Here is a 26057-nt window from a genome sequence, read left to right on the forward strand (position 1 = left end):
TGATGACGAATTACACTGCGCCGCAGCGCGATATGCTGTTTGTCCTCAACCATCTGGCCGGTCTGGAAGACATTGCCGGCCTGCCAGGCCTGGAAGATGCCACCCCGGACATGGCGGCTGCCATTCTGGACGAAGCGGCCAAGTTTGCCGCCGGCGTGCTGGCCCCGATCAATGCCAGTGGCGACCGCCAGGGCTGTCAGTGGGACAACGGCACGGTCACCCCGGCAGACGGCTTTGCCGACGCTTACGCCAGTTTTTGTGAAACTGGCTGGAACGCCATGCCGGCAGCGCCGGAATTTGGCGGCCAGGGCCTGCCCTCGCTGGTGTCGTCCGCCGTGCAGGAAATGTGGAAGTCGGCCAATATGGCCTTTGCCCTGTGCCCGATGCTGACGCTGGGCGCGGTGAACGCCATTGCCGAACACGCCAGCGACGAGATCAAGGCCACCTACCTGCCCAAGATGGTGTCTGGTGAGTGGACTGGCACGATGAACCTGACCGAGCCGCAGGCCGGTTCTGATCTGGCAGCGGTGCGCAGCCGCGCCGTGCCGGTGGGCGATGGCAGCTATCGCATCAGCGGCACCAAGATTTTCATCACCTGGGGTGAGCACGACATGGCCGAGAACATCGTCCATCTGGTGCTGGCCCGTCTGCCGGATGCGCCGGCGGGGGTGAAGGGCATTTCCCTGTTTGTGGTGCCCAAGTTTATGGTCAACGCCGACGGCTCGCTGGGCGCGCGCAATGACCTGGCCTGTGCCTCGATCGAACACAAGCTGGGCATCCACGCCAGCCCCACCGCCGTGATGGTGTTTGGCGAAAACGACGGTGCCATTGGCTATCTGGTGGGCGAGGCGCACAAGGGCCTGGGCTATATGTTCACCATGATGAACCATGCCCGCCTGAACGTGGGCATGGAAGGCGTGGCCATTTCCGAGCGTGCTTACCAGCAGGCGCTGGCTTACGCCAAGGATCGCGTGCAGGGCAAGCCGATGGGCGACACCAGCGGCCAGACCCGCACCATCCTGCACCACCCGGATGTGCGTCGCATGCTGATGGACATGAAGTCCCGCATCGAAGCCATGCGCGCGCTGGCCTACCAGACCGCCGCCCACATGGACTATGCCCACCATCATCCGGATGACGCCGTGCGCCGTCAGCACCAGTCGCGTGTTGACCTGTTCACCCCGGTGGTCAAGGGCTGGTGCACCGAAAGCGCCGTGGGCATCACCTCCACCGGCATCCAAGTGCACGGCGGCATGGGCTTTATCGAAGAAACCGGCGCGGCCCAGCATCTGCGCGATGCGCGGATTACCCCGATTTACGAAGGCACCACCGCCATTCAGGCCAACGACCTGATTGGCCGCAAGGTGGCGCGTGAAGGCGGCAGCTCGCTGCGCACTCTGCTGGCCGACATGGCCGCCACCCGCGATGCGCTGACCGCCGAAGGCGATGCCAATCTGGTGGCCATTGGCGTGGCGCTGGGCCGGGGCATTGGCGCGCTGAGCGAAGCTGGCGACTGGCTGCTGGCCCATTACGACAGCCAGCCGGCGGCTGCCGCTGCCGGTGCCGTGCCCTTCCTCAAGCTGACCGGCGTGGTGGCAGGTGGCTGGATGATGGCACGCGCGGCCCAGGTGGCCACGCAATTGCTGGCCGCAGGCGACGCTGATACGGTGTTCCTCAATGCCAAGCTGGTGACTGCCCGCTACTACGCCGACCATGTGCTGCCGGAAGCCGCGCTGTACGCCGCTGGCGTGACCCAGGGCGCGGGCTCGGTGCTGGCACTGGACGAGGAGGGCTTCTGATGCCCGCCACCAGTCACGCAATCCACGGAGGCGGGCGATGAGCGAACGCGATTCGATGGAATACGATGTGGTGATTGTTGGTGGCGGCCCGGCTGGGCTGTCAGCAGCCATCCGCCTCAAGCAACTGGCCGCCGCCGAAGGGCGCGAAGTCAGCGTCTGCCTGCTGGAAAAAGGCTCGGAAGTGGGCGCGCACATCCTGTCGGGCGCGGTCATCGACCCGATTGCGCTCAATGAGCTGATTCCGGACTGGAAAGCCCAGGGCGCGCCGCTGAATACCCCGGTGAGCGAAGACCGCTTTTTGTTTCTCAGTGAAACCGAAGCCACGCAGTTTCCCGAAAAACTGATGCCGCCGCTGCTGAACAACCACGGCAACTACATCATCAGCCTGGGCAATCTGTGCCGCTGGCTGGCGACGCAGGCCGAGGCGCTGGGCGTGGAAATCTACCCCGGCTTTGCTGCCGCTGAAGTGCTGTACCACGAAGACGGCTCGGTCAAGGGCGTGGCCACTGGCGACATGGGCGTGGGCCGCGATGGCCAGCCCAAGGGCGACTACGCCCCCGGCATGGAACTGCATGCCCGCTATACGCTGATTGGCGAAGGGGTGCGCGGCAGCCTGGCGCGTGAGCTGGAAGAACGCTTCCAGCTGCGCGAGGGCATCGACCCGCAAAAGTACGGCATCGGCATGAAAGAGCTGTGGGAAATCGACCCGGCCAAGCATCAGCCCGGCCTGGTGATGCACTCGCAGGGCTGGCCGTTGGGCAGCCACACTGGCGGTGGGTCTTTCCTGTATCACCTGGAAAACAATCAGGTGATGGTCGGGTTTGTCGTGCATCTGAACTACGACAACCCGCACCTGAGCCCGTACGACGAGTTTCAGCGCTTCAAGACCCACCCGGCCATCCGCACCTTCTTTGAAGGTGGCAAGCGCATCGCCTACGGCGCGCGCGCCATCAACGAAGGCGGCCTGCAGTCCATCCCCAAGCTGGTATTCCCCGGCGGTGCGCTGATTGGCTGTTCGGCTGGCTTTGTCAATGTGCCGCGCATCAAGGGCAGCCACAACGCGATGAAGACCGGCATGCTGGCCGCCGAGTCGGCCTTTGCCGCCATCGTGGCCGACCGGCACAGCGATGTGCTGGACAGCTACCCGGTGGCACTGAATCAGTCGTGGGTGTACGACGACCTGCACAAGGTGCGCAATGTCAAGCCAGCACTCACCCGCTTTGGCATGGTGGGCGGCACGTTGTACGGCGGGCTGGACATGTGGCTGCACTGCCTGGGCATCAAGCTGCCGTGGACCTTCTCGCACGGCAAGCCCGACTACGCGTATCTCAAGCCCGCAGCAGACATGCCCAAGATTGCCTACCCCAAGCCGGACGGCAAGGTGAGCTTTGACAAGCTGTCCAGCGTGTTCATTTCCAACACCAACCACGCCGAGGATCAGCCCTGTCATCTGCGGCTGAAAGATGCCTCCGTGCCAATCCGGGTGAATCTGGCCCAGTTTGACGCGCCGGAGCAGCGCTATTGCCCGGCTGGGGTGTACGAGATTGTCCGCGAAGGCGACACCGCCCCGCGTTTGCAGATCAACGCACAAAACTGCCTGCACTGCAAAACCTGTGACATCAAGGACCCCACCCAGAACATCGTCTGGAGCGTGCCGGAAGGGGGCGGGGGGCCGAACTACCCGAATATGTAACCTATCTGCCGCTGACGCGGGCAGCCAGAAATACTGGCCAGCCAGCATCAGCGGCCTGTACCGAGTTTGCCGTCTGACGACGGCCAACCCCGCCGGCTTGTCGCAGGGACGGCGGGTGCTGTAATGCATGGCTGATAACGGCTATCGCAGGGAAATTCAGGCTGCCCGGCCTGAAACAGAGAAGGTCAGCAGAGCCTTCCGACTACATCCTACAAAGCAAGAAACCCCGGAAACACAGGAGGAACAATGTCTCGCAATATCTACCAACGGGTGCGTGAAAACCCGAAATTCAATGAGCTGGTCACCCGGCGTGGTCGCTTGGGCGCCCTGCTGTCGCTGATGGTGCTGGGCAGTTATTATCTTTTTGTCATGGTGGTGGCGTTCAGCCCGGACACCCTGCGCACACCGCTGCACGAAGGCGGCATGCTCACCGTGGGGGTGCCGGTGGGTGCCGCCATCATCATTGGCTCGTGGTTGCTTACCGGCTACTACGTGCACAAGGCCAATAGCGACTTCGATCGCCTGAGTGCCGATCTGGTCAAGGAGGTGAGCAAATGATCGCCCGTCTGACCTCACGTTTGAGCGCGCTGCTGCTGGCCGGCAGCGCCACCCTGGCCTGGGCTGGCCCCGGTGCCGTGGAAGAAGCGCAGAAACAGCCGCTGAACCTGACCGCCATCGGCATGTTCTTCGTGTTTGTGCTGGGCACCCTGGCCATCACCTACTGGGCCGCGCGCCGCACCAAGTCCACCTCGGACTTCTACACTGCCGGCGGCGGGATTTCCGGCTTCCAGAATGGCCTGGCCATTGCCGGTGACTACATGTCTGCCGCCACCCTGCTGGGCCTGTCCAGCATGGTGTTTGCCAAGGGCCTGGACGGTTTCATCTTTGCCGTGGGCTTCTTTGTTGGCTGGCCGGTGATTTTGTTCATGATGGCCGAGCGCCTGCGTAACCTGGGCCGCTTTACCTTTGCCGACATCGCCAGCTACCGGCTGGACCAAGGCAAGATCCGCACCTTTGCCGCCATGGGTTCGCTCACCGTGGTGTGCTTCTACCTGATCGTGCAAATGGTCGGTGCCGGCCAGCTGATCAAGCTGCTGTTCGGTCTGGATTACGCCACCGCCGTGGTGGTGGTGGGCGTGCTGATGGTGGTGTACGTCACCTTTGGCGGCATGATCGCCACTACCTGGGTGCAGATCATCAAGGCCTGCCTGCTGCTGGCTGGCGGCATCGTGTTGCTGTTCATGACCATGAGCAAGTTTGGCTTCAGCCTGGAAGAAATGGCCGCCAAGGCCGTGGCCACCCACAAGGACGGCATGAAGATTGTCGGCCCCGGCTCGCTGCTGGCTGACCCGGTGTCTGCTGTGTCGATGTCGCTGGGCCTGGTGTTTGGCACCGCTGGCCTGCCGCACATCCTGATGCGCTTCTTTACCGTGCCCAACGCGGTGGAAGCGCGCAAGTCGGTGTTTGTCGCCAGTGGCTTTATCGGCCTGTTCTTCCTGGTGGTGTGCACCCTGGGTCTGGCTGCGATTTCCATCGTGGGTGGCGACCCGCAGTTCTTTGAAGGCGGTAACCTGGCTGGCAAGCTGATCGGCGGCGGCAATATGCCGGTGATGCACCTGGCCAATGCGGTGGGCGGCAACCTGTACCTGGGCTTTATGTCCGCTGTGGCGTTTGCCACCATTCTGGCCGTGGTGTCTGGCCTGGCGCTGGCTGGCGCTTCCGCCATTGCCCATGACATCTACGCCCGCGTGATCCGTCAGGGCAAAGCCACCGAAGCCGAAGAAATGCGCGTGTCGCGCTGGGCTTCGCTGGGCCTGGGCGTGGTTGCCGTGGTGCTGGGCATTGCCTTTGAAAAGCAGAACGTGGCCTTCCTGGTCGGCCTGACCTTCGGTATCGCCGCTTCGACCAACTTCCCGATCCTGATCCTGTCGATGTACTGGAAGGGCCTGACCACTCGTGGCGCACTGGTGGGTGGCATTGTCGGCCTGGTGTCGGCAGTCACCTTCGTGGTGCTGTCCAAGGCGGTCTGGGTGGTGGTGCTGAACAACCCGGCTCCGATCTTCCCGTACGAACAACCGGCCTTGTTCTCCATGCCGCTGGCGTTCTTCTTCACCTGGCTGTTCTCGGTGACCGACAAGAGCGCACGCGCCAAGAGCGAAATTGAAGCTTTCGACGACCAGTATGTCCGCTCGCAAACCGGGATCGGCGCTGCCGCCGCCTCGGCTCACTAAGCGACTAGCTGTTTCGTAACGACTCTCTCTCCGCCAGCGGAGTTTGCCCGACCGTTCCCCCGGTCGGGCTTTTTTTATGTGTTCGACGGGGCAAAGCAGTGAAGCTCAGGGGTTGACGGGGTTTGGATGGCAGGCCAGCCGGTCAATATTTGGCCCCATCCTGTAGTTGGTCTGGATTGAGGGCAGGGCATACCGGCTGTGTGCTCACTGGATCAAAACAGCCGCTGCCCCGTGTGCCAGGAAATGCATCAATCAGCCGTTGTCGCATGTCTATATCATTGGCAAACACCGTCATCCAGATACTGAAAAAGCCTTCTGCCTGAGCCAGGTAAACAACGTATTGGCGCAAGATACTGTTATCAGGCTGAGCATCAATGTCCATTTTTGCGGATTCGGCCTTACCCCAAACCTCCATCCGCTGCGCCACGCGATCCAGCGCCACCTGCTTGCCATTAGCATCCAGCGCAAGCGATATCGGCTTGTCCAAGCCCACCAGCGACAATAAGCGGGTAGCCATAGGGCCATCAGAGTCAATTTGGCCGTCAGCGGAATACGTCAATGCGGCAAACGTGTTGTCCCGGTCTGGCAGCAAGACATCGGCCAGCACGACATCTTTATTTAATTTGGTTGAGTTGCAGTTGACGCAGCCCAGCAGAAAATTGTCCCAGCGCCCAGCCAGCCGCCTATACGCCGCCAAGCCCTTTGGCTGAATATGCTCCACAGCCAGATTAGTTGGCACTCGCCGCTCGCAATAGCTGCAATACCGGCCAAGACGAGACACCAGTTCCGTTTTGGCGTCGGTATAGTCAGCAAAATCAGTGGTCTGTGGCGAAGCGCCGCGTTGTACTGGCCTCATGGTCATGCCCCAAGCTTGGCGACACGCTTCATTTCCAAAAAGGCTTGATACGCCGGATTGTGTGCATACGGCGCAATCGCCTCCGCCAGCCGGTGTTGATATTCTGCCTGTTTGTCTGCGGATGCCGTGGCGGCTTCTTCCAACGTCTCCAGGTAATGCTTGGCCACCTGCTTCATGTCTTCATACTCTTGGCTGACCTCGGTATTGCTGACCCCCATGATGCCATGGGCAATTTCTTCTACCGGCATGTGTCCCAGATTGGCGGTGGGTTGGCCATCCAGCACAATCAGCTCTTCGCCGCTGCGCAGCGATTGAATCAGGAACGGCGAATGGGTGGTGCAGATAAATTGCAGCATCGGGAAGGTTCGCCGCAGGTCGGTAATCACCCGGCGCTGCCACTTGGGATGCAGATGCAAATCCAGCTCATCAATCAGCACCACTCCAGGCGTCATCTCCAGCGCTTTTTCTGCCAGCTGGGGATTCAACATTGCCGCCTTGATTGCCAGATCGGCGGCGATGGCCACCACATTGCGGTAACCATCGCTCAGCTCGGAAAAAGTGTGTCGCTCCCCGTTCTGGTATTTCAACACCAGTGTGCGCAATTTGACGCTATAGCGCGCCGAGGCGATTTCCGGCAGCATGGTTTTGATTGCCTGATACACCAAGCGCAGTGCAGTAGAGGGGGTTTCTTCGTCCAGCTCATTGTGCCGTTCAACCTCCATCCAGCGAAGCAGATCATCCGGGTTGCAACGCTTATCCACGCTCATGCGGTAGCCGTAAAAAGGCTCGGATAATTTTGCTGCTTCATGAAACATTCGATCTAATTCGTCGGCGTTTTCAGCGAGCTCAGCAGGCTGTCGCCCTTTGTGCTTGCTCAAGGCTTTACCCTGGGTGTCGCGCACCGATTCCCATAATCGTCCGGCACCAAAATATCGGATCAGCGGCAAGATTCGTGGCTCTTCCATCAGGACCGCACGAGCCATGTCATCAGCAAAATGTTTCAGAGGCGCGGCACCACGTCGGGTGGTTTTACCTCCGGCGGCTTCAATTGTACGTTCCCAATCTACAGGCTGAGAGTAAGGATATCGTTGTCCTTTTGTCGTCTGCCCAAAATACCCAATCTCCCCCCCCTCGCCTACTCTGCCAGCCCTGGCGATGTGCAGCGCACCCGTGGCGCGCACGCGTACCGGATATTGCGGCAACTCACGGTAGCGATTTTCCACCGACTCCAGCACTCGACGGACATCCCGCTCCAGAATATTGCGTGAATCATGACCGGGAAAACCAAGCAGCCAGGAGCCAATGGCGACGGCGGCGGCTTCTAGAAACGATGTCTTGCCGGTCCCGTTTTCGCCAATCACAAGATTGAACTGTGGATGAAGATGAAATTCTCGTTCCACATAGCCCCGAAAATTTTGCAGATACAGGGTTTCAAGACGCATAAGGGATATTTATTCCTATCAAGCCAAGACACACAGAACGGCTGTCTCCCCGCCTGGCGTGGCAGCAAAAACGGATGGCGGCACCTGCGTCGGGCAGGCATGGGCAGCGATGCCGCCGACGCCCGTATGGGGGACATGGGATGGGGCTAGTGTAGTCGGGGCGATGCACAAGGACAACGAGATTTGTCCGATGCAAGCCAGGCAAACGGCAGGCCACACAGTGATTTGACATCCTCCCCGGCCTAAAGGCCGGAGATTCCTACGGCGCTCAGGCGCGGCATTGAACCGCCCCTGAGTCGCTTCGCTGGGTTCCTGCTGCTGGCGGCATGACTGCACCGCTCACTTCACAGGCTAACCGGGCGTGTCCCGCCCTTAGCACGTTGATCGCGCCGACCAGATCGGCGTTTTCCTCGAAACCACACGCCACACATTCGAACCGGGCTTGCGTCTGGCGGTTGTCCGCCGACACATGGCCGCAGCACGGACACGTCCGGCTGGTGTTCTGCGCCGGCACGGCGATGAGATGTCCTCCGTTCCACGCCAGTTTGTAGTCCAGTTGGCGGCGGAACTCGGCCCAGCCTTGATCGAGGATGGACTTGTTCAGGCCAGACTTGGCCCGAACATTTCTTCCCGGTGCATCTGCCGTGCCTGCTGCCGACTTGGACATGTTCCTCACCTGCAAGTCCTCGATACACACCATCGCGTGGTTTTGGCTGATCGTGGTGGAGCACTTGTGCAGGTAGTCCCGGCGGGCATTGCCGATGCGGCAATAAATCTTCTGAACGCGGGCTTTCGCCTTTTTCCAGTTGCTGCTGAACTTCACTTTGCGGCTCATGGCCTGCTGCGCTTTGCGCAAGCGGGCTTCGTGCCGCCTGAAGCTGTTGAGCGGCGCGTAGAACGCGCCATCCGAGAGCGTGGCGAACCGTGCAATGCCCATGTCGATGCCGACTGCACCGCCCTTTGGAATTGGCTGCTCGACCTCGCGTTCGGTCTGGATCGACACGGACCATTTGCCGCAGGACTGGCTCACGGTGACGTTCTTCACCACCCCCAATACTTCCCGGCTGTTGCAGTAGCGCAGCCAGCCGAGCTTGGGCAGGAAGATTCGGGCATTGGCCTGGTCGAGCTTGATCTGTTTCGGGTCTGGATAGCGGAAGCTGTCGGACTGGCCCTTCTTCTTGAAACGCGGGAAGTCGGCCCGCTTGGCGAAGAAGTTGGTGTAGGCCCGTTCCAAATCCTTGAGCGCCTGCTGCAGCGGATGAACCGGCGCATCCGCCAGCCATGCTGTCTCCGCGCTGTGGCACCACTCGGTGAGCAGCTTGCACAGGCCCGCATAGCCCAGTTTCTTCTCTCCACGCTCGTAGCGCGCCTTCTGCAACGCCAGCGCCTTGTTGAAGACGGAACCGGCACGAGCCAGCAAAGCGGCGCATTTGCCGCTCTTGCTGGCCGTCTGGCCGCAATTCGTATTTGTAGGCTTGAAGTCGTTGCATACGGTATTTTTACAGTCCACACCCATCGACGGCAAGGACGGCTACGCCGTCCGCGCTATCCTTTCCCGCCCTGAACGGCGGGGCTTGCCGCGCACCGGGTCAATCTGTCGAATCGCGCTGACTTCAAAATGGGGCACAACACCGCTCACACATGGGCTTTGGCGTAAAATTGCCGTACACAGATCAACGGCATGTGCCGCCACCCCGGATGGCGCGCCGCGATGTGCTCAATCCAAGGCAACATATGGACAACATCTCCTTTATATCAAAGGCCTGTCATCAGGAATGGCAGCATACGCACAACTGGGATACTTGCAAGCTGAACCGCCGCGAGTATGGTGAGTTCCTGCTGAATTACCTGCTGGGTGAGCCGGGTGAGTTTGTGCTCAACCTGAATGGCACCTGGGGCTCGGGCAAGACGGAATTTCTCAAGCGCCTGTATGTGGCGGCGCTGGAGCGCGGCCATCCGGCGATTTACATCAATGCCTGGGAGAGCGATTTTTCGCAACAGCCGCTGGTGGTGGTGGCGAGTGAGTTGCTGGCGCAGTTGAATTGCTTTAATGACAATATTGGTGAGGGTTTTGATGAGGCCAAAAAAGCATTTGGCCGCTTCATCCGTGGTTCGATCATCGTCGGTGCTGCGGCGCTATCCCATCACTTGACCGGAGAGGTAGAGTTTGGCAAGGCGGCTGCCGAAAATATGCTGGGTGCAGAAACGCCACCGGAAACCCTGATGGATGGTTTATCCAAGAACCATGCGGAACAAAAAGCTACCATGCAGGAGATCCGCAAACGCTTGACTGCCCTGGCTGAGGTACTGGAAACAAACCTCGGGGCAAAATTGCCTATTCTGGTGCTGGTGGACGAGCTGGACCGCTGTCGGCCCACTTACGCTATCGAAATGCTGGAAGTGATCAAGCACTTCTTTTCGGTAGACAAGCTAGTGTTTGTGGTGGCCACCGACACCGATCAGCTCAGCCATTCGATCAAGGCGGTGTATGGCGAAGGGTTTGATGCAGATACTTACTTGCGGCGGTTTTTTCAGCAGCGGGCCAAGCTGCCGGAGCCGGATTTGATGCAGTATATTCTGGCTAAGTATAGCGAAGAGGACTTTATTCGCGGCAACACAAATCATCTGTTCGGAATGCACTGGGAATTCGTTGTGGAAGTCTTGGCTGCTAGTGCAGGCACATTAAATTTGTCAATTCGCAGTTTGGATAATATTATTCTGCGGGCAAAAGCCATCATGCATCACCATGCGCAAACCACAACCAAGCTTACATGTATACTCATACTGTTTCTTGGATTGCTTGAGCATGAAAAATTGAACGAGTCATTTGTTATGCGAAGAGACCATGAAAAAGTTCCAGCATTACCCATACTATTTGATAAGTTGGGCAATGCAATTCGTGGAAGCATGATTTCAGAACTATGCGGGGATATTTTGCACCAGAAAAGTGTAACAAATTACTATGATGAGAGTGAATCATACTATGAGATCGAAAATAGACGTTCGTCTTATTTGAAAGAAGATCGCCGTATTGATCGATCTAAAAACTTTGGAAGTGAGTCGGAGCTCTGGGGTACTGTTGCTGAGTGGCATCGAATGGTTTACGACCGGCATCATCATAAAACGCATAGTCATATTTTCCGCCCTTGGTCCGACTACAAAAAAATGATCGAGCTCAGCGACGTGCTCACTCTCTGACCTTACCACACCCAGCATACCCGGCGCGGCTCACTCCGTGCCATTTCACCTAAATTGCATACATCCCCACCATCCCGCCCACCTAGGGACACGCTGATTTATTCAGAAAAATCGTGTCAGAAAAATCGTGTTTGCCAAAAGCAAAACCCAGAAAAATCAACACCCTGGATTCCCGCCTTCGCGGGAATGACGATTTTTTCAGCGTATCCCTAGAATCCCCGCTCTTTGATTGACGAGGTCATCTTCATGTGGCTGGGTGTTTGGGCCGAGGCGGGTATGTTTCTGGCGTGCTTGTGCGCCATCACTACAGTGGCGTTTGCCATGCCAATTACGTTTTTTCCTTTACGCTGGGCGCGGATATGCTGGGCTTAATTGGGGCGGGAGTTCGTCCCGCAGCTGGCTGCCACCTACGGCGACGACGGCGCCCTGTACTTCTCGCCAGCCCGGCGCGCTTTACCGGGAGGCAAAGCGGCTAAGGAACTGAAAATCTAGACCTTGTCATTGGGCGCATAGGGCGCAACGAATTGCGGACGGCGCTGTCGTTGTGTACCACTTCGGTGTTTTACCCCGCCATCGCGTCGTCCCCGCGCAGGCGGGGACCCAGGCAAGGGGGCACAGCGTGGTGACGGTGAAAACGCGTTGACCGGGGTTTGGTGAGTGACTCACTCACCCCACGCTGTGGTGAATTCTGGATTCCCGCCTGCGCGGGAATGACCGGGTGGAGTGCGACGGGTGAGCGTGATGGAAATGACCAAGGGAGCACGACGGGCCGCGGACGGTGCCATCGTTGTGTGTCACTTCGGTGCTTTACCTGTAGAAGTTCAGACTTGATCTGACAGCAGGGCCTTGCCAAAGGGTGGGGTTACCCGTTTTGATAGAGGTGCGAATCTTCATCAAAACAGCGCGAGAGCGCCAGGGAGTAACCCCATGAGCAGTTTCAACCAGAATGTCATTCGTCACAAGATCGGCCTGCTGAATCTGGCCGCCGAATTGGGCAACGTCTCAAAAGCTTGCAAGGTGATGGGCCTGTCCCGTGACACCTTCTACCGTTACCAGAATGCCGTTGCCGAAGGCGGTGTCGAAGCACTGTTCGACAGCAACCGGCGTAAACCGAACCCAAAGAATCGGGTGGAAGAAGCCACAGAAACGGCTGTTCTCGCCTACGCCATTGAGCAACCCGCCCACGGCCAGGTCAGAGCCAGCAACGAACTTCGCCAGCGAGGCATCTTCGTTTCACCGTCTGGCGTTCGTTCCATCTGGTTGCGCAATAGTCTGGCTTCGTTCAAGCAGCGTCTGGCCGCACTGGAGAAACAGGCTGCCGAACAAGGCATCCTGCTGACTGATGCCCAGGTGGCGGCGCTGGAGCGTAAGCAGGACGATGATCTGGCCCATGGCGAAATCGAAACCGCCCATCCCGGCTACCTCGGGTCGCAGGACACCTTCTACGTCGGCACGATCAAAGGTGTTGGGCGGATTTATCAGCAGACTTTCGTCGATACCTACAGCAAGGTCGCCATGGCCAAGCTCTACACGACCAAGACGCCAATTACCGCCGCTGATCTGTTGAATGACCGGGTGTTGCCGTTCTTTGACGAACACGGCATGGGCATCATCCGCATGCTGACCGATCGCGGCACAGAGTATTGCGGCAAGCCGGAAACCCATGATTACCAGCTTTATCTGGCCCTGAACGACATTGAGCACACCAAGACCAAGGCGAGGCATCCACAGACGAACGGCATCTGCGAGCGCTTCCACAAAACGATCTTGCAGGAGTTTTATCAGGTGGCGTTCCGGCGCAAGCTGTACCTGTCGCTGGACGAGTTACAGGCTGATCTTGATGCCTGGATGGCCTATTACAACAATGAGCGAACTCATCAGGGTAAGATGTGCTGCGGACGCACGCCTGTGCAAACCCTGATTGCAGGGAAGGAGGCGTGGAGTGAGAAAGTCACCAGCTTGAATTTGATCTGACAATCCAGCACCGTCAGAACGGGAGACTGTCAGATCTGGTCGCGACTTCTACACTTTACCCCACCTTCGCGTCGTCCCCGCGCAGGCGGGGACCCAGGCAAGCGGCCACGGCGTGGCGATGGTGAAAGCTTGTTGACCGCTGCTTGTTGAGTCATTTACCTGCCCTACGCTGTTGCGCGACCTGGATTCCCCATCCCCCTGCCTCACCTCAATGCGCCCCCTCCCAGTTCTCCCCGCTGCCCACGTCCGCCACCAGCGGCACTTTCAATTCGGCCACCTGCGCCATGGCTGCCACTACGCCGGCTTTCACGGTTTCCAGCTCGGCATCCGGCACTTCCAGCACCAGTTCATCGTGTACCTGCATGATTAGCCGGCTGCGCAGGCCGCTGCTGTCCAGCCAGCCTTGCACGGCAATCATCGCCAGTTTGATCAGGTCGGCGGCGGTGCCTTGCATCGGTGCGTTGATGGCGGCGCGCTCAGCCCCTTGGCGTTTCATGGCGTTGGCGGCATGGATGTCGGGCAGCCACAGGCGGCGGCCAAACACGGTTTCCACATAGCCTTGCTCGCTCGCCTGTTCGCGGGTGCGCGCCATGTAGTCAGCCACGCCGGGGTAGCGGGCAAAGTAGCGGTCGATAAAGCCCTGGGCGGCGCTGCGTTCGATTTCCAGCTGGGCGGCCAGGCCGAAGGCGCTCATGCCGTAGATCAGGCCAAAGTTGATGGTTTTGGCGTAGCGGCGCTGCTGGCTGTTCACTTCGGCCAGCGGCACGGCAAACACTTCGGCGGCGGTGGCGCGGTGGATGTCTTCACCGTCGGCAAAGGCTTGCAGCAGGCGCGGGTCGTCGGACAGGTGCGCCATGATGCGCAGTTCGATCTGCGAGTAATCCGCCGACACAATCTGGCAGCCGGGCGGGGCGATAAAGGCCTTGCGCACGCGGCGACCTTCTTCGGTGCGCACCGGGATGTTCTGCAGATTGGGTTCGCTGCTGGCCAGCCGCCCGGTCACCGCCACCGCTTGCGAGTAATGGGTGTGTACCCGCCCGGTATCCGGGTTGATCATGGTGGGCAGTTTGTCGGTGTAGGTGGATTTCAGCTTGGCCAGGCCGCGATATTCCAGCAGCAGCTTGGGCAGCGGGTGGTCGGCGGCGAGTTTTTCCAGGGTGTCTTCGTTGACCGAAATCGCCCCTGTCGGGGTTTTTTTCAGGCCTTTGCTGCTGATGCCCAGTTTGCCGAACAGGATTTCCTGCAACTGCTTGGGTGAGTTCAGGTTAAACGGCTGGCCGGCCAGTTCGTATACCCGGTTTTCCAGCCCCTGGATGCGCAGGCCGATGTCGTGGCTTTGCCGGGCCAGTTCCTCGCGGTCGATCAGCACGCCGGTGCGCTCCATGGTGAATAGCACGTCGGCGGTGGGCAGTTCGATGCGGCGGTATACGTCGTCCAGCGCGCCGTGCAGTTGCGGGGCAAAGGTGTGCGCCAGGCGCAGGGTGATGTCGGCGTCTTCGCTGGCGTAATGGCTGGCGGTGGCGATGTCCACTTCGTCAAAGCCAATCTGCTTGGCCCCCTTGCCGCAGAGGGCTTCGTAGCTGACGGTGCTCACCCCCAGATGGCGTTCGGCCAGGTCGTCCATATTGTGGGTGAGGTGGCTTTCCAGCACGTAGGAGGCCAGCAGGGTGTCGTCCACCACGCCGGCCAGGGTCAGGCCGTGGTTGGCCAGTACATGGCGGTCGTACTTGAGGTTTTGCCCGAGCTTTTTGCAGTGGGGGTCTTCCAGCCAGGGTTTGAGTTCGGTCAGCGCGGTGGCCAGGTCCAGCTGGTCGGGCAGCAGGCCGCCAGCGTCGCGGTGCATCAGCGGCAGGTAGGCGGCTTCGCCGGGGGTGATGCTGAAGCTCAGGCCCACCAGCTTGGCGTGCAGTGGGTCGAGGCTGGTGGTTTCGGTGTCAAACGAGACCACTGGCGCGGCGCGCAGGCGGTGGATCCAGGCTTGCAGGCTGGCCAGGTCGGTGAGGGTGGTGTAGTGGCGTGCGTCGGGCGCGGCGCTGGGGGTCTCGGCGTGGTGTGCTGGGGCCACGCTGGCCGGCGCTGCCTGGGCTGGCGCACTGGCCACGGGCGCAGGGTCGGCAAACAGGTCGGTGTGGCTGCCTTGCGCCTGCGGGGCGGCGGCTGGGGGGCTGGCGGTGTCGCTGGCACTGCTGTCCAGTTCGCGCAGCCAGGTGCGAAAGCCGCACTGGCGGTACAGCGCAATCAGCTCGGCTGGGCGTGGGCTGCCATGTTGCAGCGCTTCCAGCCCGCTGGGCAGGTGCGGCTGCAGGTCCACATCGAGCTTGATGGTGACCAGCTGGCGTGACAGCGGCAGATGGCCCTGCGCAGCGCGCAGTTTTTCGCCAGCCTTGCCCTTGATGCTGTCGGCCTGGGTCATCACTCCATCCAGGGTGTCGAATTCGGCCAGCCATTTGGCGGCGGTTTTTGGGCCGCAGCCGTCCACGCCGGGCACGTTGTCCACTTTGTCGCCGGTGAGCGCCAGAAAATCAATAATGCGCTCGGGCGGTACGCCGAATTTCTCTTGCACCCCGGCGCTGTCCAGGGTTTCGCTGGTCATGGTGTTGACCAGCGAAACCAGCGGATTGACCAGTTGGGCCATGTCCTTGTCGCCAGTGGACACCACCACCTGCCAGCCCAGCGCGGCAGCCTGATGGGCCAGGGTACCAATCACGTCGTCGGCTTCTACGCCGTCCACCATCAGCAGCGGCCAGCCCAGCGCCTGCACCGCCTGGTGCACAGGCACCACCTGGGCGGCCAGCTCTGGCGGCATGGGCGGGCGGTTGGCTTTGTAGTCGGGGTAGAGATCGTCGCGGAAAGTCTTGCCTTTTGCATCAAAAACGACGGCGCTATAATCAAAGACCCTATCCTTCTCCAGCCTTTTCAGCATGTTTACCATGCCGTACACCGCGCCGGTGGGGTCTCCCGCTGGTGAGCGCAAGTCCGGCATGGCGTGGAATGCGCGGTAAAGATAAGAAGAACCGTCGACCAGTAACAGGGTTTTCATGAAAGCAATCCGCAATGAGCGTGTCTGATAAAGTGCCGCAGGCGAGCGATCGCCCGGACAGAATGCAGCGCTTCCGTTCCCGGGAAGCCTGGCATGTGATGAAAATCATGGCCGAATTTGTTGAGTCCACCGAGGAGCTCAGCGATATCGGCCCGGCGGTGAGCATTTTTGGCAGCGCCCGCACCGCCCGTGACCATGACTATTATAAGCTGACCGAGGAAATTGCCCGCCGGCTTTCCGACGCCGGGTTTTCGGTGATTTCCGGCGGCGGGCCGGGTATCATGGAGGCCGCCAGCAAAGGGGCTTTTTTTGGCAAGAGCCCGTCGGTGGGGCTGAACATCCAGCTGCCACACGAACAAAAACCCAATGCCTACCAAGACCTCAGCCTGACCTTCAATCACTTTTTTTCCCGCAAGGTGATGTTTGTCAAACACGCGGTGGCGTATGTGGTCATGCCCGGCGGCTTTGGCACGCTGGACGAAATGTTTGAAGCGCTCACCCTGGTGCAAACCGGCAAGAGCCGCAAAATCCCGATTATTCTGGTCTGCCGCGCCTTCTGGCAAGGCCTGGTGGACTGGTTTGCCGACCGGCTGGTGGCCGAGGGCATGATTGCCGCTGACGACCTGCATCTGATCCAGCTGATTGATTCGCCGGCAGAGATTGTCGAGGCGATTTTCCTGCACTACGAAAAACGCGGCTTTGCTCCCCTGCCGGAAGAGCGCGAACAACTGCTTAATCTTTAACCCTTGCGGGTTTGACTGCTTAATAGAGGCTCCCCTATGCGCCGCACCCTTGCCCTTGTTTGCCTGACCTTGCTGCCGGTTGCCGCCAGCCACGCCGCCCCGGCGGACGCGCCGCCGCCGCCGGTGATTCAGGACAATATTTCCGCCCAGTCTGAACCTGAAGTGCGCATCATCCAGAAAACCGGGCAAAAAATCGAAGAATACCGGCTCAATGGCAAGCTCTACGCCATCAAGGTGACCCCCAAGGTGGGTGCGCCCTATTATCTGGTGGACGAAGAAGGCAACGGCAAGATGAACCGCATTGACACCCACGGTGACAAGCTGGTGATTCCGCGCTGGGTGCTGCTGACCTTCTGAGCCGCGCGCTACCCTGACTGACGCCAGCCCGACCGCAGGTCGGGCTGGCTTTGCCCCCCATCCCGGAAACACACGAGACGCCCCATGTCGGTTTACACCACCGTCACGCCCGCCGAGCTGGAAAGCTGGCTGGCCCACTACACCCTTGGCAATCTGCTGGAGCTGAAAGGCATTGCCGCCGGCATTACCAACACCAATTACTTTGTCACCACCACGCAGGGGCGCTATGTGCTCACCCTGTTTGAAACGCTGACGCTGGACGAACTGCCCTACTACCTGAACCTGATGAGCCACCTGGCCCGTCATGGCGTGGCCTGCCCGGCACCGATGGCCGACCGCAGCGACCGGTTTGCCAGCCTGCTGGCCGGCAAGCCGGCGTGTCTGGTGTCGTGCCTGAACGGTGGCGATGTGCCCGAACCCGGTGCCGCGCACTGCCGCGCCGTGGGCGCAATGATGGCCGACATGCATCTGGCCGGCGACACCTACCCGGCACGCATGGCCAACCCGCGCGGCCCGGCCTGGTGGAGCGCCACCGCACAGGTGGTGTACCCGCACATGCCCAAGGCCGACGCCGAGCTGCTGCACGCCGAAATTGCCTTTCAAAGCCAGCACCGTTTTGACACCCTGCCCAGCGGGGTGATCCATGCCGACCTGTTCCGCGACAATGTGCTGTTTGCCGGCGAAACCGTGGCCGGCTTCATCGATTTTTACTATGCCTGCAACGATGTGCTGGTCTACGATCTGGCGATTGCGCTGAACGACTGGTGCAGCCTGCCCGACGGCGATATCGACCCGATCCGCGCCCGCGCCCTGCTGGCCGGTTATCAGTCGGTGCGCCCGCTGACCGAGGCAGAAAAGGCCGCCTGGCCAGTGATGCTGCGCGCCGCCGCCCTGCGCTTCTGGACCTCGCGCCTGTACGACAAATACCTGCCGCAGGCCGGCGAGCTGACCTTCACCAAAGACCCGGCCCAGTTCCAGCAGGTGATTGCCCATCATAGCCGCCGGGATGATTTCTGGTTGTTGTAAGGAGGCAGGCTGAAAAAATTGCATTCTGGCAGCAGATAAATCATGCATGAGTGGACAGGCTCGACGGGGCTGAACTGAATCTAAAATTTACCTATCAGGTAAAGATTGATAGACTGAGGTGGCCTTGCAAGTTCGATACAAGGACAAAAAGCTCCGCGAGCTGTGTGAAAAACAGGCCGTTGCCGAGAAAAAACTCGGGGCGGCCTCTGCACGTAAATTAAAGGTGCGGTTGGTCGCGCTGGAGGCGGCAACGCGTGTTACCGATCTGGTGGCTGGCAACCCTCACCCGCTCAAGGGTGATCGGCTCGGGCAGTTTGCGCTGGATCTTGCTGGTGGCTGGCGGTTGGTTTTTGCCCCCGCTCACGACCCGTGTCCTGCACGCCCTGACGGCAGTATCGAATGGTCCCTGGTCACGATTGTTAGCATTGAATATATAGGGGATTACCATGACTGAACTGAGTGTGCCTTTTGCGCCAGACTGGGTCTTGCCCCCTGGCGAATCGATTCTGGACATCGCCGAAGAACGGCGTTGGACGCAAGCGGAGTTGGCTCAACGTTTGGGTTACAGCGAAAAGCACATCAGCCAGCTCATCCACGGCAAGGTGCCCCTTTCCGTGGATGCCGCTCAACGCCTTGAGCGCGTGCTGGGCAGTACCCTGGAATTCTGGCTGTCGCTCGAAGCCAATTACCAAAAACATCAAGCCCGTCTGGAAGCCGCCGAGCGCCATGCTGGCTGGGTGCCCTGGCTGGATGAGTTGCCCATCAAGGAACTGATGGCATGCGAGGCCATTCCCAAACTACGCCTAGACAACAAGCACAAACCCGGCCTGGTGGAGGCTTGCTTGCGCTTCTTTGGTGTCGCCACGCCCGATGAGTGGCGTGCGCATTATGGCGGCATGCAAGTCGCTTTCCGCCGTAGCCGCGCAGAACAGAGTGATGTCGGTGCCATTTCGGCCTGGTTGCGCCTGGGTGAACAGCAGGCTGAAAAGATTGACGGCCCCAAGTACGACAAGGCTCGCTTTGAAAAGGCGCTACACACCATTCGCGGCCTGACCAGCGAACCTCCCGACGTGTTTGAGCCATACATGCGCAAATGCCTGCATGAAGCTGGCGTGCTGCTCATCTTGGTGCCGGCCATCCCTCGCGCTCATGTGAGTGGTGTGGCGCGCTGGCTAAACCCGACACGGCCACTTATTCAGCTTTCCCTGTACGGCAAAACCAACGACAAATTCTGGTTCAGCTTCTTTCACGAAGCCGCGCATATCCTGCTGCACGCCAACAGCAAGGAAGAAAAGAAGTCCATTTTTCTGGATGATCCCAATGCAGCGCACACCGACGACCCGCGTGAGCACGAAGCCAATGCATGGTCAGGCAGCTGGCTGATTCCGCACCAACACACTCCGGTATTGACCACCCTCAGAAGCAAAACGGCGGTCATCGACTTTGCCCGGCAAATCGGGGTGCATCCCGGCATTGTGGTGGGGCGGCTTCAGCATGATGGATTGATTGAACCCTCATGGATGAATGATTTGAAGCAGAGCTTCCGGTTCAAGGATGCTCCCGATGCATCGTGCAGCTGAATAACGCCACGCGCTGAACGCCCCCCCCCACATCGCTGCCAAGTGCGCCAGCGACGAATTGCCCAAGGGCTTTCGCCTGCGCCCGAAGGCAAATGACAAAGTGTGCAGGAGCCTATCCTGCTGCGCAAAGTGATCCACGAAGCGCCGGCCAACGCCGCGATGCACCACCGCAGATGCCCTGCCCCCTCGGCAGGCACCGCCACCTCAGCCGTTCAGCGCTCGCACCGCCAGGCAGATCTGGCAGCCGAATTCCCCCGTTTCCGGGTCAAAAAAGGCGTCTTCCGGGTAAAACTCGAAGCACGGTCGCGCATCCAGCGCCCAGCCGCTGTCTGGCAGCCAGCTGGCAAACAGCGCCGTCCAGGCCTGGGCAATTTCGGGCACGCCGCCGCGAAATTCATATACCGCATACACACCGCCCGGAATGGTCATGGTCAGCATGTCGGCTGGCGGGGTGTAGCCGGGCGGCAGGGCCACGCAGGCGTCGTAGCGGCATTGCGCCGGGTCGGTCAGTTGCGGGTTGTCGTAGCCGATGCCGTATTTGGCGTAGGGCAGCAATTGGTGGGCGTGCAGCCAGGGCACAAAGTGGTCGCGCCAGAAGGTGGCGATGGGCTGGCCATACGGGCCGGTGTGGCGCTGATAAGCCACGGTAACGGGCGGGCGTTGGCAAAGGGTGACGTGCATGGTGGGCTCCCGATCAGAAAAGACCGGCCTATCTTGCCGCAGTGCCTGATTGTCTGCCTGATCCAGATTGCGCAATTCTTGCCATCTGGCGGCGCTGGTGCGTCGCCACTGGCTGGGGCTGAGGCCAAAACGCGCCTTGAAGGCGCGGCTGAACGCTTCGCCAGAGGCAAAGCCGGCGCGCAGCGCCAGCATCAGCACCGAGGCTGCGGGTTCGTTGCATAGCCAGCAGGCCGCCAGCGTCAGCCGGCGGCGACTGAGGTAGTCACCCAGGTTCTCGCCGGTCCAGGCGTGAAACACCCGATGAAAATGAAACGGCGACACATGCGCCACCGCCGCCAGCGCCGGCAAATCCAGCGGCTGGTCGAGGTGGCTGTCGATATGGCGCAACACGGCATGCACGCGCCGCTGTTGACGCTGGCGTGCCGCCGGATGGCCAGATATGGGACGCTTATGCTGCGTGATAGCTGCGCGACAGCCGATGCACCGCTTCCACCAGCACGCCGGCGTTTTCCGGCGGGGTGAACTGGGAAATGCCGTGGCCCAGATTGAACACATGGCCGCTGCCATGGCCGTAGGCGGCCAGAATCCGGGCGGCTTCGGCTTCAATTGCCGCCGGGTTGGCAAACAGCGCGTTCGGGTCGAAGTTGCCCTGCAGGGCAACCTTGCTGCCTACCCGCTGCCGCGCCTGGGCAATGTCAGTGGTCCAGTCCAGCCCCACGCCGTCGCAGCCGATGGCGGCGATTTTTTCCAGCCACTGGCCGCCGTTCTTGGTAAACACAATCGACGGCACCCGACGGCCTTCGCGTTCACGCGGCAGGCTGGCAATGATTTCTGCCATATATGCCAGCGAGAAGGTTTCGTAAGCGGCGTGCGACAGTGCGCCACCCCAGGTGTCGAACACCATCACCGCCTGCGCGCCGGCTTCAATCTGCGCGTTCAGGTAGTCGATCACCGCGCGGGTGGTCACTTTCAGGATGTGGTGCATCAGGTCCGGGCGGTCGTACATCAGCGCCTTGACCTTGCGGAAGTCCGACGACGAACCGCCTTCCACCATATAACAGGCCAGCGTCCACGGGCTGCCGGAAAACCCGATCAGCGGCACCCGGCCATCCAGCGCCTTGCGGATGCTGGACACGGCGTCGAGCACATAGCGCAGGCGGTCGGTGGGGTCGGGGGCGGCCAGTGCCAGAATCGATGCTTCGTCGGTCAGCGGGCGCTCGAACTTCGGGCCTTCGCCTTCGGCAAAGTACAGGCCCAGGCCCATGGCGTCGGGCACGGTGAGGATGTCGGAAAACAGGATGGCCGCATCCAGCGGAAAGCGCTCCAGCGGCTGCAGGGTGACTTCGGTGGCCAGCTCCGGATTGGTACACAGGCCCATGAAGTTGCCGGCGCGGCGGCGGGTTTCACAGTATTCCGGCAGATAGCGCCCAGCCTGGCGCATCATCCAGATTGGGGTGTAGGGAACCGGCTCACGCAGCAGGGCGCGCAGGAACACATCGTTTTGCAGTGCAGTCATGGTGGCTTCAACAGGTCAGGATATGCCGCGATTATACGGGTTTCGGCCTGGCTGCGGACAGGGCGCACGCCATGGCCTGTCCGGTGCCAGAAGGTGAACCTTAGCCGGCGTCAGACATACGCGCGCCAGAAAAACACCCCGCTCATCAGCAGGCCAAAGCCCACCACGCCCCGGCGCAGCCAGTGCTGCGGAATGTGGTTCATCACCCGGCCCCCGGCGTAACCACCGAGTAAATAGCCCAGCGCCAGCGGGGGCAGGTGTTCCCAGGCCGCCAGGCCGGTGGCCAGCAGCACGATCACCGAGGCGGTGTTGAGCACCAGCGACAGAAAGATTTTCAGCGCGTTTTGCGTCAGCAGCGAGGGAATGCCGCTCAGGCTGAACAGGGTCATCATCATCACCCCCATGCCGCCACCAAAAAATCCACCGTATACGCCAATCAGCCAGCTGCCGGCGCGGAGAAGAGGGTGGTTGACCTGATGCGGCGCATGGCCCAGCCAGGCCAGCAGCGCCTTGCCCTGCCAGAACAGCAGGGTGGCCAGCAGCAGCAGCCAGGGCACCAGATAGCTGAAAAACCCCGGTGAAATCACCTTGAGCAGTGCCGCGCCGGTGATGCCACCGGTCACGCCGGTGATCAACAGCAGCCTGAGCCAGCGGCGGTGCTGGCCCAGCTCGCGGCGCATGGCCACGGCAGCGGACACATAGCCCGGCCATGAGGCAATATTGGCGGTGGCATTGGCCAAGAGTGGTGGCACACCCACCGCCACCAGTGCCGGAAAAGTGAACAGCAGGCCGCCGCCGGCCAGGGCGTTGACCACGCCGGCCAGGCAGGCGGCCAGAAACAAGGCCAGCGCGGTAAGCATCAGAAACTCTCTTTCGGTCGCACACACAGCGCCCCGATGCGGGTAGGGGCGTGGGCCGGGCCGCGCCTTTTGCATGGCGCGTATGGTCCGGAACGAAAGAAATTATACCGAATAATGGCTGAGGGTATCGCGCTGGTGGCTGGCTTGTTGTTCCAGCACATTGGCTGCCTGGGCGGCGTCGCCGGCAGCGGTGCTGGCATCCTGCGCCATGCGGGCAATGCGTTCTACCTGTTCGGCAATGCTGTTGCTGGCCTGGCCTTGTTCGCGGATGGCGGCGGAGATTTCATTCACCATCGATACGGTATTGCCGGAGGCCTCGCCCATCTGGCGGATGGCGTGATCGGCATGGTCGGCGCGGTCCACCCCGGTGGTGGCCAACTGCTCGGCAGACTGAATGAACTCCGACGCCTGGCGTGAGCACGAGGTCATCGCTTCCACAATCAGGGTGATTTCCTGGGTGGAGCTGGTGGTGCGTTCCGCCAGCTTGCGCACCTCATCGGCCACCACGGCAAAGCCCCGGCCCTGCTCGCCAGCGCGGGCGGCTTCAATCGCGGCATTGAGCGCCAGCAGATTGGTCTGGTCGGCCACGTCACGAATCATCTGCACCACATCGCCCACCTTGGCGCTATGCCCGCTGAGCTGATGAATGCTGCTGGCCACGGTGCCTACCGCCTGGGAAATATCGCGGATGTCCTGAATGGTTTCGCCAATCACCCGCGAGCCATCCTTGGCCAACTGGCCAGACTGGGTGGCCAGCGCCAGGGTTTCGTTGGCACGCTCGGCCACATGGTTGACGCTGACGGTCATTTCTTCCACCGCCGCCGCCACTTGCGACGAGGCATCGCTTTGCGCACGCGAGGTGTCCGACAGCTTGTTGGCGCTGCCGGCAATCAGGCTGGCCGCCTGCGACACTTCATTGGCCCCTTGTTTCAGGCTGCGCAGATTGTCCTGCAAGCGGTTGAGCAGGCTATTGAACGCCGTGCCGGTTTCGCCCATTTCGTCCATGCGTGCAATCTTGGCGCGCTGGGTAAAGTCCAGCGACTCGGCCACCTGTTGCGAGGTATTGCGAATGCCGTGCACCCCCTGGCGTACCGCCATTTGCAGCGAAATGGCCAGCCACAGATTCAGCGACAGCGCCACCACCACCACGCCGGCCATCACCCAGCGGGCGGTGTTGTACGACGCCTGACCATTTTCGCCCTGCTGATGCGCCAGTTCCACGTTGTACTTGATCATCTTGGTCAATGCGGCGCTGGCGTCTGCACCCTGCCGGCCATGTACCACGGTGTCCATGGCCAGCGCCAGCTGGCCGGATTTCAGCTGGCCGAGCGCCTGGCGGGTCATCTCGTGGTAGGCAGCCAGCGCCTTGCGGGCTTCGCCCAGCAGTTGGCGGTCGGTGTCGTCCGACAGCAGGTCTTTTTCATACTGGCTGAGCAGGCTATCCAGCGCCGTCCCGGCCTGGCCCAGGTGTTGTTCCAGCGTGGCCAGCTTGGCCGGGTCTTTTTCCATCATGGCCTTGTGCAACACCACCCGTTGTTCGGCCAGCGCCGCCTTGCTCTGTTCCAGCAGCTCCATGCTGGGCAGGGTGTTGTCCAGCGCATAGTCAAAGCGCGACTGCGCCTGACCCAGCTGGAGCAGACCGCCGCCGGCAATCAACAGCAGGGTGATCACGGTGACAATCAGGGAAAATACCAAGCGTTGCATGATGGACATGCCAGACTCCTTGTGCGACTGAGGCACTTGAATAGCAAAATCAATGGGTTCGCGGGATGATACGCGTCATGCATTTTTCTGTCATTACCCGGCGCAGGGGGTATGTTTATAGCATGGCGATGCGGCGGCAAACAGCTTCTGGCCCATCCTGACCGCAACAGGCTGTCAAGCCCGGCGCAAGCGGGTAGAATCCTCTGTTTCCTGCTTTGACATCCTGACCCTGACCGACTATGGCTGACGCTAAAAAACCCGAAGAGAAAAAAGACCCCTGGCTGAACTGGCTGGCACTGACCACGGTGATTTTTGCTGTGTGCGCCACGCTGTCCACCTTCAAGGGCGGGGGGTATTCCACCCGCAGCGTGATCAGCCAGGCGCAGGCTTCCGACCAATGGGCCTACTACCAGGCCAAGAGTATCAAGGCCAATCTGTACCAGATTCAGCGCGAACGCTTGCAGCTGGAATTCGACACCTTGCCGGCAGACGCAGCCGCCAGCAAGCGCAGCGCCTATCAGGCCAAGCTGGACGAGTACAGCAGCAAGATCAAAAAATACGACAGCGAAAAAGAACAGATTCAGCAAGCCGCCCACGATCTGGAAGCCAAGCGCGATGACGCCCAGCGCCATGGCCAGCCGATGGGGGTGGCGGTGATTTTCCTGCAGATTGCCATTTTGCTGTCGTCGGTGGCTGGCCTGTTCAAGCGCCGGGAGCTGTGGTTCTGCGCCCTGCCGCTGGGGGCGCTGGGCATGGTGTTTTTCGCCAATGGTTTCTGGCTGTTTCTGCCGTGAGTGTGGAGCGCGCCGTGTCTGCTTGTTCATCCGCTGAAACGCTGGATTCTGCCACCGCCGTCAAACTGCTGGCTGCGCTGGCGCAGGAATCGCGTCTGGCGATTTACCGTTTGCTGGTCGAGCGCGGCGAGGAGGGGATGACGGTGGGCAAGATTGGCGAAGCGCTGGGCATCTCGCCCACCACGCTGTCGTTTCACCTGAAAGAACTCAGCCATGCCGGGCTGCTGCATTCGCGCCAGCACGGCAAGTATGTGATTTACGCCATCCATGCCCGGCCCTTGTATCAGCTGGTGGATTTTCTGGCCGAGCGCTGTTGCGGCGGTACGCCGTGCCGTGATTGAAGCGGGGCGTCGGGGTGTCACTGCCTGTGTCAGTGGACGCCCAGCCAGTACAGCGCCACAAACAGCCCGGCGCTGATCAGCAGGGCCTGGGCCAGGGTGACGATCCATTCGCGCAGGCTGGGCCGCTGGCCGGGCGAAAACAGCAGGCGCACCAGCGCCAGCAGCACGCAGGCAATCACAAAAAATTTAAACAGGCGTCCGAGCATGATGGACCTTATCCAG

22 protein-coding genes and 1 pseudogene are annotated in these 26057 nt (G+C 60.6%); 13 read left to right on the plus strand and 10 right to left on the minus strand.

Going from position 1 to position 26057, the window contains the following annotated elements; genetic code table 11:
- Nucleotides 1-2 precede the first annotated feature (2 nt).
- The 4 genes from BXU06_RS01240 (at nt 3) to BXU06_RS01255 (ending at nt 5723) form a co-directional block, all read left to right on the plus strand.
- The gene (locus tag BXU06_RS01240; protein ID WP_077302541.1) at nt 3-1799 is read left to right on the plus strand and encodes an acyl-CoA dehydrogenase; all 1797 of its coding nucleotides are present in this window, start codon (nt 3-5) and stop codon (nt 1797-1799) included.
- A gap of 37 nt (nt 1800-1836) precedes the next feature.
- A complete protein-coding gene (locus BXU06_RS01245; protein WP_077296138.1) occupies nt 1837-3492 on the plus strand; it encodes an electron transfer flavoprotein-ubiquinone oxidoreductase in 1656 nt (551 codons plus the stop codon).
- A 246-nt stretch (nt 3493-3738) separates the two neighbouring features.
- Nucleotides 3739-4050 (plus strand): DUF485 domain-containing protein, encoded by a 312-nt coding sequence (locus BXU06_RS01250; protein WP_077296139.1) that lies wholly within the window; start codon nt 3739-3741, stop codon nt 4048-4050.
- Nucleotides 4047-5723 carry a cation acetate symporter gene (locus tag BXU06_RS01255; RefSeq protein ID WP_077296140.1) on the plus strand — a complete coding sequence of 559 codons (1677 nt, stop codon included), beginning with the start codon at nt 4047-4049 and terminating at the stop codon, nt 5721-5723. The genes BXU06_RS01250 and BXU06_RS01255 overlap by 4 nt, the downstream gene beginning before the upstream one ends.
- Nucleotides 5724-5865: 142 nt before the next feature.
- Here BXU06_RS01255 and BXU06_RS01260 read toward each other — a convergent pair whose 3' ends face one another.
- From BXU06_RS01260 to BXU06_RS17975, 4 genes and pseudogenes are all read right to left on the minus strand, one after another.
- Complete coding sequence (locus tag BXU06_RS01260) at nt 5866-6579, minus strand: HNH endonuclease (RefSeq protein WP_077296141.1); 714 nt, start codon at nt 6577-6579, stop codon at nt 5866-5868.
- A gap of 2 nt (nt 6580-6581) precedes the next feature.
- Nucleotides 6582-8021 (minus strand): AAA family ATPase, encoded by a 1440-nt coding sequence (locus tag BXU06_RS01265; RefSeq protein WP_077296142.1) that lies wholly within the window; start codon nt 8019-8021, stop codon nt 6582-6584.
- Between the two features lie 268 nt (nt 8022-8289).
- On the minus strand, nt 8290-9441 hold the full coding sequence (locus BXU06_RS01270) for a transposase (protein ID WP_253189492.1): 1152 nt from the start codon (nt 9439-9441) through the stop codon (nt 8290-8292).
- Between the two features lie 19 nt (nt 9442-9460).
- Nucleotides 9461-9511 (minus strand): annotated as a pseudogene (locus BXU06_RS17975) (hypothetical protein); the annotation flags it as partial.
- 151 nt (nt 9512-9662) lie between these two features.
- On the opposite strand from BXU06_RS17975, the gene BXU06_RS01275 reads away from it, so the two are divergent.
- Together BXU06_RS01275 and BXU06_RS01280 are read left to right on the plus strand one after the other, a co-directional pair.
- On the plus strand, nt 9663-11219 hold the full coding sequence (locus tag BXU06_RS01275; protein ID WP_077296143.1) for a P-loop NTPase fold protein: 1557 nt from the start codon (nt 9663-9665) through the stop codon (nt 11217-11219).
- 927 nt (nt 11220-12146) lie between these two features.
- Nucleotides 12147-13193 carry an IS481 family transposase gene (locus BXU06_RS01280; RefSeq protein WP_077296144.1) on the plus strand — a complete coding sequence of 349 codons (1047 nt, stop codon included), beginning with the start codon at nt 12147-12149 and terminating at the stop codon, nt 13191-13193.
- A gap of 208 nt (nt 13194-13401) precedes the next feature.
- Here the strand turns inward: BXU06_RS01280 and polA are convergent, their stop codons facing one another.
- The gene (polA, locus tag BXU06_RS01285) at nt 13402-16233 is read right to left on the minus strand and encodes a DNA polymerase I (RefSeq protein ID WP_077296145.1); all 2832 of its coding nucleotides are present in this window, start codon (nt 16231-16233) and stop codon (nt 13402-13404) included.
- A gap of 14 nt (nt 16234-16247) precedes the next feature.
- On the opposite strand from polA, the gene BXU06_RS01290 reads away from it, so the two are divergent.
- From BXU06_RS01290 to BXU06_RS01310, 5 genes are all read left to right on the plus strand, one after another.
- Complete coding sequence (locus BXU06_RS01290) at nt 16248-16976, plus strand: TIGR00730 family Rossman fold protein (protein WP_077296146.1); 729 nt, start codon at nt 16248-16250, stop codon at nt 16974-16976.
- A gap of 36 nt (nt 16977-17012) precedes the next feature.
- A complete protein-coding gene (locus tag BXU06_RS01295) occupies nt 17013-17333 on the plus strand; it encodes a DUF2782 domain-containing protein (RefSeq protein WP_077296147.1) in 321 nt (106 codons plus the stop codon).
- Nucleotides 17334-17417: 84 nt separating this feature from the next.
- On the plus strand, nt 17418-18359 hold the full coding sequence (locus BXU06_RS01300) for a homoserine kinase (RefSeq protein WP_077296148.1): 942 nt from the start codon (nt 17418-17420) through the stop codon (nt 18357-18359).
- A gap of 118 nt (nt 18360-18477) precedes the next feature.
- The gene (locus tag BXU06_RS01305; protein ID WP_216352520.1) at nt 18478-18813 is read left to right on the plus strand and encodes a type II toxin-antitoxin system RelE/ParE family toxin; all 336 of its coding nucleotides are present in this window, start codon (nt 18478-18480) and stop codon (nt 18811-18813) included.
- A complete protein-coding gene (locus tag BXU06_RS01310) occupies nt 18806-19939 on the plus strand; it encodes a helix-turn-helix domain-containing protein (protein ID WP_077296149.1) in 1134 nt (377 codons plus the stop codon). The genes BXU06_RS01305 and BXU06_RS01310 overlap by 8 nt, the downstream gene beginning before the upstream one ends.
- Nucleotides 19940-20143: 204 nt before the next feature.
- Here the strand turns inward: BXU06_RS01310 and BXU06_RS01315 are convergent, their stop codons facing one another.
- The 4 genes from BXU06_RS01315 to BXU06_RS01330 form a co-directional block, all read right to left on the minus strand.
- Nucleotides 20144-21019, minus strand: a complete 876-nt coding sequence (locus BXU06_RS01315; RefSeq protein WP_253189493.1) for a GyrI-like domain-containing protein — start codon at nt 21017-21019, stop codon at nt 20144-20146.
- 49 nt (nt 21020-21068) lie between these two features.
- Nucleotides 21069-22136, minus strand: coding sequence for a uroporphyrinogen decarboxylase (gene hemE, locus BXU06_RS01320; RefSeq protein ID WP_077296151.1), 1068 nt, complete (start codon nt 22134-22136; stop codon nt 21069-21071).
- A gap of 110 nt (nt 22137-22246) precedes the next feature.
- Nucleotides 22247-22996 (minus strand): sulfite exporter TauE/SafE family protein, encoded by a 750-nt coding sequence (locus tag BXU06_RS01325; RefSeq protein WP_171982073.1) that lies wholly within the window; start codon nt 22994-22996, stop codon nt 22247-22249.
- A 102-nt stretch (nt 22997-23098) separates the two neighbouring features.
- Entirely contained in the window at nt 23099-24709 is a 1611-nt protein-coding gene (locus tag BXU06_RS01330; protein ID WP_077296153.1) for a methyl-accepting chemotaxis protein, read from the minus strand.
- Between the two features lie 230 nt (nt 24710-24939).
- Here BXU06_RS01330 and BXU06_RS01335 point away from each other — a divergent pair, with 230 nt between their 5' ends.
- On the plus strand, nt 24940-25494 hold the full coding sequence (locus BXU06_RS01335) for a DUF4337 domain-containing protein (protein WP_077296154.1): 555 nt from the start codon (nt 24940-24942) through the stop codon (nt 25492-25494).
- Nucleotides 25495-25508: 14 nt separating this feature from the next.
- Nucleotides 25509-25835, plus strand: coding sequence for a helix-turn-helix transcriptional regulator (locus tag BXU06_RS01340; protein WP_253189494.1), 327 nt, complete (start codon nt 25509-25511; stop codon nt 25833-25835).
- A 29-nt stretch (nt 25836-25864) separates the two neighbouring features.
- Here BXU06_RS01340 and BXU06_RS17640 read toward each other — a convergent pair whose 3' ends face one another.
- Nucleotides 25865-26041, minus strand: a complete 177-nt coding sequence (locus BXU06_RS17640; protein ID WP_171982074.1) for a hypothetical protein — start codon at nt 26039-26041, stop codon at nt 25865-25867.
- Nucleotides 26042-26057: the final 16 nt, after the last annotated feature.

This window comes from Aquaspirillum sp. LM1 (assembly GCF_002002905.1).
Taxonomy (GTDB): domain Bacteria; phylum Pseudomonadota; class Gammaproteobacteria; order Burkholderiales; family Aquaspirillaceae; genus Rivihabitans.

Bases quoted from the DNA above. Each gene is read 5' to 3' on its own strand.
- BXU06_RS01240 (WP_077302541.1), top strand. From the start codon at position 3: ATGACGAATTACACTGCGCCGCAGCGCGATATGCTGTTTGTCCTCAAC.
- BXU06_RS01245 (WP_077296138.1), top strand. From the start codon at position 1,837: ATGAGCGAACGCGATTCGATGGAATACGATGTGGTGATTGTTGGTGGC.
- BXU06_RS01250 (WP_077296139.1), top strand. From the start codon at position 3,739: ATGTCTCGCAATATCTACCAACGGGTGCGTGAAAACCCGAAATTCAAT.
- BXU06_RS01255 (WP_077296140.1), top strand. From the start codon at position 4,047: ATGATCGCCCGTCTGACCTCACGTTTGAGCGCGCTGCTGCTGGCCGGC.
- BXU06_RS01260 (WP_077296141.1), bottom strand. From the start codon at position 6,579: ATGAGGCCAGTACAACGCGGCGCTTCGCCACAGACCACTGATTTTGCT.
- BXU06_RS01265 (WP_077296142.1), bottom strand. From the start codon at position 8,021: ATGCGTCTTGAAACCCTGTATCTGCAAAATTTTCGGGGCTATGTGGAA.
- BXU06_RS01275 (WP_077296143.1), top strand. From the start codon at position 9,663: ATGGGCTTTGGCGTAAAATTGCCGTACACAGATCAACGGCATGTGCCG.
- BXU06_RS01280 (WP_077296144.1), top strand. From the start codon at position 12,147: ATGAGCAGTTTCAACCAGAATGTCATTCGTCACAAGATCGGCCTGCTG.
- polA (WP_077296145.1), bottom strand. From the start codon at position 16,233: ATGAAAACCCTGTTACTGGTCGACGGTTCTTCTTATCTTTACCGCGCA.
- BXU06_RS01290 (WP_077296146.1), top strand. From the start codon at position 16,248: ATGAGCGTGTCTGATAAAGTGCCGCAGGCGAGCGATCGCCCGGACAGA.
- BXU06_RS01295 (WP_077296147.1), top strand. From the start codon at position 17,013: ATGCGCCGCACCCTTGCCCTTGTTTGCCTGACCTTGCTGCCGGTTGCC.
- BXU06_RS01300 (WP_077296148.1), top strand. From the start codon at position 17,418: ATGTCGGTTTACACCACCGTCACGCCCGCCGAGCTGGAAAGCTGGCTG.
- BXU06_RS01310 (WP_077296149.1), top strand. From the start codon at position 18,806: ATGACTGAACTGAGTGTGCCTTTTGCGCCAGACTGGGTCTTGCCCCCT.
- hemE (WP_077296151.1), bottom strand. From the start codon at position 22,136: ATGACTGCACTGCAAAACGATGTGTTCCTGCGCGCCCTGCTGCGTGAG.
- BXU06_RS01325 (WP_171982073.1), bottom strand. From the start codon at position 22,996: ATGCTTACCGCGCTGGCCTTGTTTCTGGCCGCCTGCCTGGCCGGCGTG.
- BXU06_RS01330 (WP_077296153.1), bottom strand. From the start codon at position 24,709: ATGTCCATCATGCAACGCTTGGTATTTTCCCTGATTGTCACCGTGATC.
- BXU06_RS01335 (WP_077296154.1), top strand. From the start codon at position 24,940: ATGGCTGACGCTAAAAAACCCGAAGAGAAAAAAGACCCCTGGCTGAAC.
- BXU06_RS17640 (WP_171982074.1), bottom strand. From the start codon at position 26,041: ATGCTCGGACGCCTGTTTAAATTTTTTGTGATTGCCTGCGTGCTGCTG.